This is a genomic window from Microcoleus sp. B4-D4 (assembly GCF_036705185.1).
Lineage (GTDB): Bacteria > Cyanobacteriota > Cyanobacteriia > Cyanobacteriales > Microcoleaceae > Microcoleus.
This window is the reverse complement of the sequence record NZ_JAUBTX010000025.1, coordinates 82,934-90,218: the sequence shown is the minus strand read 5'-3', so window position 1 is coordinate 90,218 and position 7,285 is coordinate 82,934. Positions and strand designations below refer to the sequence as shown.

Below are 7,285 nucleotides of genomic sequence, written 5' to 3'. Positions count from 1 at the left end.
ACAACTAACAACTAACAACTAACAACTAACAACTAACAACTAACAACTAACAACTAACAACTAACAACTAACAACTAGCTACTTAATTTTTTCGATCTCAAATTGTGTGTCTTTGTAACCGCCAGTCAGTCCTTGATCGAGAAAGATTTTGCCCGCTTTTTCTAAGTCGCTAATTGCTCCTGCTTTGTCTCCCAACGAGCGGCGAACCATTCCTCTACCGTAGTAAGCTGCTGCATAATTCGGATTCAGCCGAATGGCTTGCACATAATCGCCGATCGCACTATTGTAATTATTTAACTGCTGGTAAACCTTCGCCCGATTGGCGTAAGCTTCCGCATTGTTGGGATTGAGGCCGATTGCTGCAGTAAAATCTGCGATCGCCCCCTGGGTGTCACCCCCTGCGATGCGAGCTAAAGCACGATTGTTAAAAGCATTATAATTGTTCGGATTTAGTGTCACTGCTTGGGTGCAATCAGCAATTGCTTTCGGATAATCCTTCAAATTTAAATAAGCAATGCAGCGATTGTTATAAGGAACCCCATCCTCATCGCTCAGTGAAATTGCCTGAGTGCAATCGTCAATTGCTGCTTGATACGCTCCCAAATTCAACTGCGTGCTACAACGATTAGTGTAAGCATCTCCACTCTTGGGATCGATCACAATTACCTGAGAATAATCCGCCAAAGCTCCCTGATAATCTCCTAGGTGAAAGCGAGCTCTCCCCCGACTGTAGAAAGCATCAACATTCTGAGCGTCGAGTTTAATTGCTTCAGTATAATCTCCGATCGCCCCCTGCAAATCTCCGCTCCCAGCGCGAGCCAGCCCCCGCGAATGATAAGCTTTAACCAGCTTCGGCTGCAACCGAATTGCTTCAGTAAAATCCTGAATAGCCATATTGTAATCTTGTAGTTCTAAATAGGTAATTCCTCTTTCATAATATGTATCAACATCGTTGGGCTGGATCTTCAAAACCTGAGTATAATCCTCAATCGCCCCGCGCTTGTCGTTAAAATCGTTGCGGGCTAATCCCCGGTTAAAATAAGCCTTAAAATATTTAGGATTTAGGGCGATCGCCTGAGAATAATCTGCAATTGCTTCTTGATATTTTTTTAAATCGTAATTAGCATTGCCCCGCAGATAAAAACTATCAGCATTGTTAGGATTTAATTGAATTGACTTGTTGAAAGCTTCCAAAGCTGCCGCCGCATCTTGATTGCGAGACTTTTCTACTCCCAGTTCGTAATATTCCTTAGCTTTAATCGGATTCGGGCGGCTGCAATAACTCAACAGAAATACCAGAGATATTGCCCCTAATCCAGCCAAAATCAGCCACCCAAACCGAGGGCCAAAACGTGATGCAAAACTATCAACAGACCGTAAACTACTAGGAGCCCTACTTTTCTGTTGAGCTGTATGAGGTTCTTGGCGATGCGTCAGCTTGCTGAGAGCGGCCAAAACGTCCTCAGCCGATTGATAGCGTTTGCCAAATTGGTGACAGACCATTTTGTCAATTATATTTGCCAATCCCGGAGAACATTGAGCTCGGTTGCGCCAAACAATTTCCCCGGTGTGAGAAGGACTCGGATCTTGCAATTTTGGCAAATCGGTACCGGGTAAACCCGTGATAGCTTGGATTGCCATCATCCCTACGGCATAGAGATCGCTGCTAAATTGGGGGTTGCCTTGAAATTGCTCGATCGGCATATAAGCCGGAGTCCCCGTCGCAATGGTGCGCGGAAATTCTGTATCGAAATCGATGACGTGATTCGCAACTTCTTTAACTGAACCGAAGTCAATTAAAACTAATTTGCTGTCTGGTTTGCGGCGGATTAAGTTGGAAGGATTAACGTCGCGGTGAATCACTCCCTGAGAGTGTACGAAGGCGAGAAGTTGTAATATTTCTTCCAACAACGACAGCACTCGTTCTTCCCGCCAAGGTTGACCGGCAACAATTTCCCGATTTAGGGCGTGTCCGGGAACAAACTCTTCTACCAGGTAGAATTGATTGCTTTCTTCAAAATAAGCGAGTAAAAATGGAATTTGATCGTGTTTTCCTAGCTTTTCTAATATTTCTGCTTCTTGTTTAAATAAGCGGTAAGCTGTTTTGAGAACTGCGGAAGTGTTGCTGGGAGGACGAAGTTGTTTTACTACACATTGAGGGTGGCCAGGTCGGCGAGTATCGACAGCTAAATAAGTTTGTCCAAAAGCTCCTGAACTGAGAATTTGCACTACTCGATAACGCCTATCTAAAAGTTGACCAACCATGTTCATATCGATATTTGATAATTGGTAATTGGGATTTGTAAATTGGGAGTTTATCGCGGGAAATTGGTAATTTGGAGTTGGTGATTGGGAATTGCTGATTGGTGATTTTGCCTTTTTCTTTTTTTCTGCCTCATTCTTCATTGTTCGTTGTTCCTGATAACTAATGACTGATGACTGTTAGCTGTTAGCTGTTAGCTGTTAACTGTTAGCTGTTAGTTGTTAGTTGTTAGTTGTTATTGGGAAGTGAAAATTGAAAATTGGAAATTCGTAGCAAGTAACCAATAACCAATAACCAATAACCAATAACCAATAACCAATAACCAATAACCAATTCCCAACAACTAACAACTAATGACTAATGACTAATGACTACTGACTAATGACTACTGACTAATAGTTTATTTAGGGTCATTTATTTGTGCTTGTGCGTTTTGGAAACCATCGGCTCTTCCTTGTTCTAGAAACAGTGTTGCAGCTTTCTGAAAATCTTCGATCGCCCCAGCCCGATCTTTGAGTTGGCGGCGCACGAGGCCCCGGCTGTAAAAAGCAGTAGCATTGTTGGGGTTGAGCCGCAGCGACTGAGCGAAATCCTCAACCGCTAAAGGGTAATTTTTTTGTTCTGAGTACAGGCTACCGCGATTGCTGTAAGCTACGGCATCGCTGGGATTGAGTCCAATTGCTCTGGTAAAATCTTCCACAGCGCCGAGTTTGTCTCCCGAAGCCGATCGAGCTAATCCTCGATTGCTGTATGCTTTGGGATTGTTGCTGTTAAGTCCGATCGCCAAACTGCAATCTTCAGCAGCCTTTTGAAACTGTTTTAAATTCAGATAAGCAATGCAGCGGTTGTTGTAAGCTGCTTCATCCTTGGGATCGAGATTAATTGCTTGGGTGCAATCTTCAATCGCTTTGTCGTAGGTGGCCAAATTTAAGTAAGCGCTGCACCGATTGGTATAAGCATCAGCTTGTTTTGGTTCCAATTCGATCGCCTTACTATAATCTTCCATCGCTCCTTGATAATCTGCCAGATTAAAGCGCGATCGACCGCGACTGTAGTAAACGCTAGCTTGTTTGGGGCTAATTTGAATCGCTTGGGTAAAATCTGCCATTGCTCCAGTTTTGTCGCCAGAGGCCGATCGAGCTAAACCCCGATTGCTGTAAGCTACAGCATCGTTGGGAGTGAGCCGAATTGCTTGAGTGTAGTCTTCAATTGCGGTGCGGTAGTCTGCCAAATCGTAGTAGACTAAACCCCGCTGAGAGTATGCCTCACCGTCGCTCGGACTCAGCCGCAATACTTGGGTAAAATCCTCCACGGCCCCCCGCTTGTCGCCTGTGTCGAGGCGCGCCAAACCTCGATTATAGATGGCTTTGGTGTGGCTCGGATTGACTTTAATTGCTTGCGTATAATCTGCCTTTGCTTGCTCTGTCGCACCCATGTCGTAGCGAGCATTAGCCCGCTTGTAGAAAGTTTCGGCATCGCCAGCATTCAGGGCGATGGCTTGGGTATAATCGGCGATCGCGCCTGTTTTGTCACCTTGTTGTGCCTTAGCCACGCCACGGGCGAACAATTCTTTCGCCCTCGCCGGACTTTTAATATGTCCGAAGTACATGATGACTGCTGTTAAGAGCGAAGCGGAGACTATTGCAGCCAACAGCAGCAGTTTAGTAGGGCGCTGGATGGGCGGTTTACTCGTAGGCTTGGTGATGATGGTGGCTGGCGATGGAGGGGCATCCCATTTTACGGCGATTTGTTTGATGTCTGCCAAAACTTCGGCTGCTTCGTGATAGCGTTCTTCTTTGTCGGAGCGCACCATTCGATCGATAATACGTGCTAGAGTCGCCGAACAAGTTGCCCGATTGTGCCACGGAATATCGCCTTTTTTGTTATTTCTCAGGGCGCTGAGTTCCTTGGGTGAGAGTCCCGTTACCGCAAGCTGGGCGATCGTACCTAGAGCGTAGATGTCGCTATTGTAGTGGGGGTTGCCTTGCGATTGCTCGATCGGCACGTACAAAGCCTGCACCGCCAACTCCTGTTTTTTTCCCAAAGGCGATTTAACAGACTTCGGCGGAGTTTGCGCCCACAAATCACAATTAACAAGTTCCGGGTTAATTTCTTTGTCTAAGCTAAAGTCAACCAACACAAATTTTCCGTCTGACTCGCGCCGGATAACTCTGTCTGGTTGAATTCTGCGGTGAATAAACCCCTTGGAATGGATGAAGGCCAAAATTTCTAATATCGATGATAGCAAAGTAATTACTTCATCTTCTTGCCAAGCTTCACCGACAATCAGTTCTTGACTCAAAGGTGAACCGACAATAAATTCTTCAATTAAGTATAAACTTTGATTTTCCTCAAAATACGCCAATAATTCGGGAATTTTGTCGTGTTTACCCAATTCCTCAATTATTTCTGCGTTTCTTTGAAATATAACTTTGACTAATTCGGGAGTTTGCGAACTTGTGCCGGGAAGCCGCATTTCTCGAACCGTGCATTGCGGATACCCGGGACGGTGAGTATCTGCTGCTAAATAAGTTTTTCCCACCTCATTTGAGTCTGTGACTTTAATGATGCGGTAACGTCTGTCTAGAAGTTGACCAATCATACTCTGCCCTCTACCCTGTCAATGTTCCATTATCGCATGAAATCAGGATAGCTCACTGTGGTGTCAAACTTTTAGCTATTGATTCCGGTGTGCCAAGCAGCCGAAAAAATAGCCAGTAGTAGGACTACAGGTGCTGGCAATTTAAAGAAAGGCTATCGCCGCAACTTTGAGCCTTGTCTGAATTTGAGCAGTCCTGGACGCAGTGTTAAAAGCCGGGATGCAGTATTTCCGTAAAAAACCAATTTCTGCGTCGAGGACTATAGCATTAAGATTAGTCCCAGTCTGCAGCCCGTATCGGTTGACTGTAAATGCAAACCCTGAACTTATAGTATAATTTAGTAACCGAGCAACAGATGACTTAAAATGAACGTACAACTGGTTGACTCCCTAATTCAAGTTATCTTATCTCTCTCTGCAGACGAGCAATTAGCGATTACGGACAAATTACTAGAAAACATCCCTTATCCTTCGACTCAGGAACTTATGCAGTTTGCTCAAAACGGTGGCTGTTTTGATTTTTTGCAGGACGAACCTGATATTTATACGATCGAAGATGGAGAACCTATTGCGTGATACTAAAAAAAGGAGATATTGTATTAGTACAATTTCCATTTACTGATTTGAGTCAGATGAAATTGCGTCCTGCTTTAGTGCTGTGTGCTATCTCAAATCCTGATGAAGTTACTGTTTGCTTTATTTCCTCTCAAAATGTTGCAAGATTAAACAATGAAGAGTTTGCCCTGAATGTGGAAGATATAGAATTTCCAGCAACTGGATTGCGAGTATCATCTAAAGTTAGAGTAACTCGAATAGCTACCCTCCAACGCAGATTAATTATCAGACGATTGGGTGAATTAGGAAATCTCTATATACAGCAATTAAATGCCTATATAATCGAGGCATTGCAGATAGGGCGATCGAGATAATTATTGAACTATAGAGCAATTAAAAATGGCTGAATCACTAACAAAAGGAGGAACGATCGCAGCGATCGCCACCGCCATAGTTCCCCAACAAGGCAGCGTCGCCATTGTGCGACTTTCCGGTGCTGCAGCCTTAAAAATTGCCGAAACTCTGTTTCGCGCCCCAGGACAGCAAATTTGGGAGTCTCACCGCATTCTTTACGGCCACATCCGCCACCCAAAAACTCAAGAATTAGTCGATGAAGCTTTGCTGTTAATTATGAAAGCGCCACGTTCTTTCACCCGCGAAGATGTGGTGGAATTTCACTGTCACGGCGGGATTATTGCCGTCCAGCAAGTCTTGCAGTTGTGTTTGGAAAGCGGGGCGAGATTGGCGCAGCCGGGAGAGTTTTCGCTGCGGGCTTTTTTGAACGGGAGGCTCGATTTAACTCAGGCTGAAAGCATTTCAGATTTGGTGGGAGCAAAATCTCCCGCTGCTGCACAAAGTGCTTTAGCTGGTTTGCAGGGAAAATTAGCGCAGCCAATTCGCAAATTAAGAACAACTTGTTTGGATTTGCTGGCAGAAATTGAGGCGAGAATTGATTTTGAGGAAGATTTGCCGCCTTTAGATGAAGCTAAAACTTGTTTGGAAATAAATCGTGTTTTGGCGGAATTGTCAATAATTTTGACGACGGCGGATCGCGGAGAATTGTTGAGAACCGGTTTGAAAGTGGCGATTGTGGGGCGGCCGAATGTGGGAAAGTCGAGTTTGTTGAATGCTTGGAGTAAGTGCGATCGGGCGATCGTTACAGATTTGCCGGGTACGACGCGGGATGTGGTAGAATCGCAGCTAGTTGTGGGCGGCATTCCGGTGCAGGTGCTCGATACTGCCGGCATTCGGGAAACTGAAGACAAGGTAGAAAAAATTGGCGTAGAGCGATCGCGCGCTGCAGCAAAACAAGCTGATTTAGTATTATTGACAATTGACGCAGAATCTGGTTGGACAGAGGGCGATTCCGAAATTTACGAACAAGTAAAGCACCGCCAGCTAATTATAATCATCAACAAAATCGACCTAGTAAAAACCATCCCCGAACTACCTTTTTCCTCGGAAATTCACCCCGCCGTCACCGCATCTGCTGCCCTAGATCGAGGCATAGAAGACTTAGAAACAGCCATCTTAGATGCCGTCAGCCACGGAAATTTGCAAGCAGCAAACTCCGATTTAGCAATCAATCAGCGGCAAGCAGCAGCCTTAACCAAAGCCAAAATTTCTCTGGAACAGTGCACGGATACTATTAGCAACAAATTGCCTTTAGATTTTTGGACAATAGATTTGCGCGGAGCAATTCAAGCATTGGGAGAAGTTACGGGCGAAGAAGTGACAGAATCAGTGCTAGACAGAATATTTAGCAAGTTTTGCATTGGGAAATAGCAATGGTAAAAGATTATTTATCTTTAACTGCCAAGCAGGTATTATAATTGTGTGTTCAACCTGAAACAGCAAACACATAACAG

5 protein-coding genes are annotated in these 7,285 nt (G+C 44.7%); 3 read left to right on the top strand and 2 right to left on the bottom strand.

The genetic code is table 11. The annotated features are described in order from the left end of the window. Positions 1 to 78: 78 nt before the first annotated feature. Both QUB13_RS18765 and QUB13_RS18760 read right to left on the bottom strand, forming a co-directional pair. Positions 79 to 2,265 carry a tetratricopeptide repeat protein gene (locus tag QUB13_RS18765; RefSeq protein ID WP_333383330.1) on the bottom strand — a complete coding sequence of 729 codons (2,187 nt, stop codon included), beginning with the start codon at positions 2,263 to 2,265 and terminating at the stop codon, positions 79 to 81. Between the two features lie 398 nt (positions 2,266 to 2,663). Then, positions 2,664 to 4,865, bottom strand: a complete 2,202-nt coding sequence (locus tag QUB13_RS18760) for a tetratricopeptide repeat protein (RefSeq protein WP_333383318.1) — start codon at positions 4,863 to 4,865, stop codon at positions 2,664 to 2,666. Between the two features lie 363 nt (positions 4,866 to 5,228). Between QUB13_RS18760 and QUB13_RS18755 the strand changes: the two genes are divergently transcribed. Genes QUB13_RS18755 through mnmE form a run of 3 tightly spaced genes read left to right on the top strand, consistent with a single transcriptional unit; the run spans position 5,229 to position 7,202 of the window. After that, a complete protein-coding gene (locus tag QUB13_RS18755; RefSeq protein ID WP_333383316.1) occupies positions 5,229 to 5,438 on the top strand; it encodes a hypothetical protein in 210 nt (69 codons plus the stop codon). Continuing rightward, complete coding sequence (locus tag QUB13_RS18750) at positions 5,435 to 5,791, top strand: type II toxin-antitoxin system PemK/MazF family toxin (RefSeq protein WP_333383313.1); 357 nt, start codon at positions 5,435 to 5,437, stop codon at positions 5,789 to 5,791. Before QUB13_RS18755 ends, QUB13_RS18750 begins: the two co-directional genes overlap by 4 nt. Positions 5,792 to 5,816: 25 nt before the next feature. Then, positions 5,817 to 7,202 (top strand): tRNA uridine-5-carboxymethylaminomethyl(34) synthesis GTPase MnmE, encoded by a 1,386-nt coding sequence (mnmE, locus tag QUB13_RS18745; RefSeq protein WP_333383310.1) that lies wholly within the window; start codon positions 5,817 to 5,819, stop codon positions 7,200 to 7,202. The last annotated feature ends 83 nt before the right edge of the window (positions 7,203 to 7,285 follow it).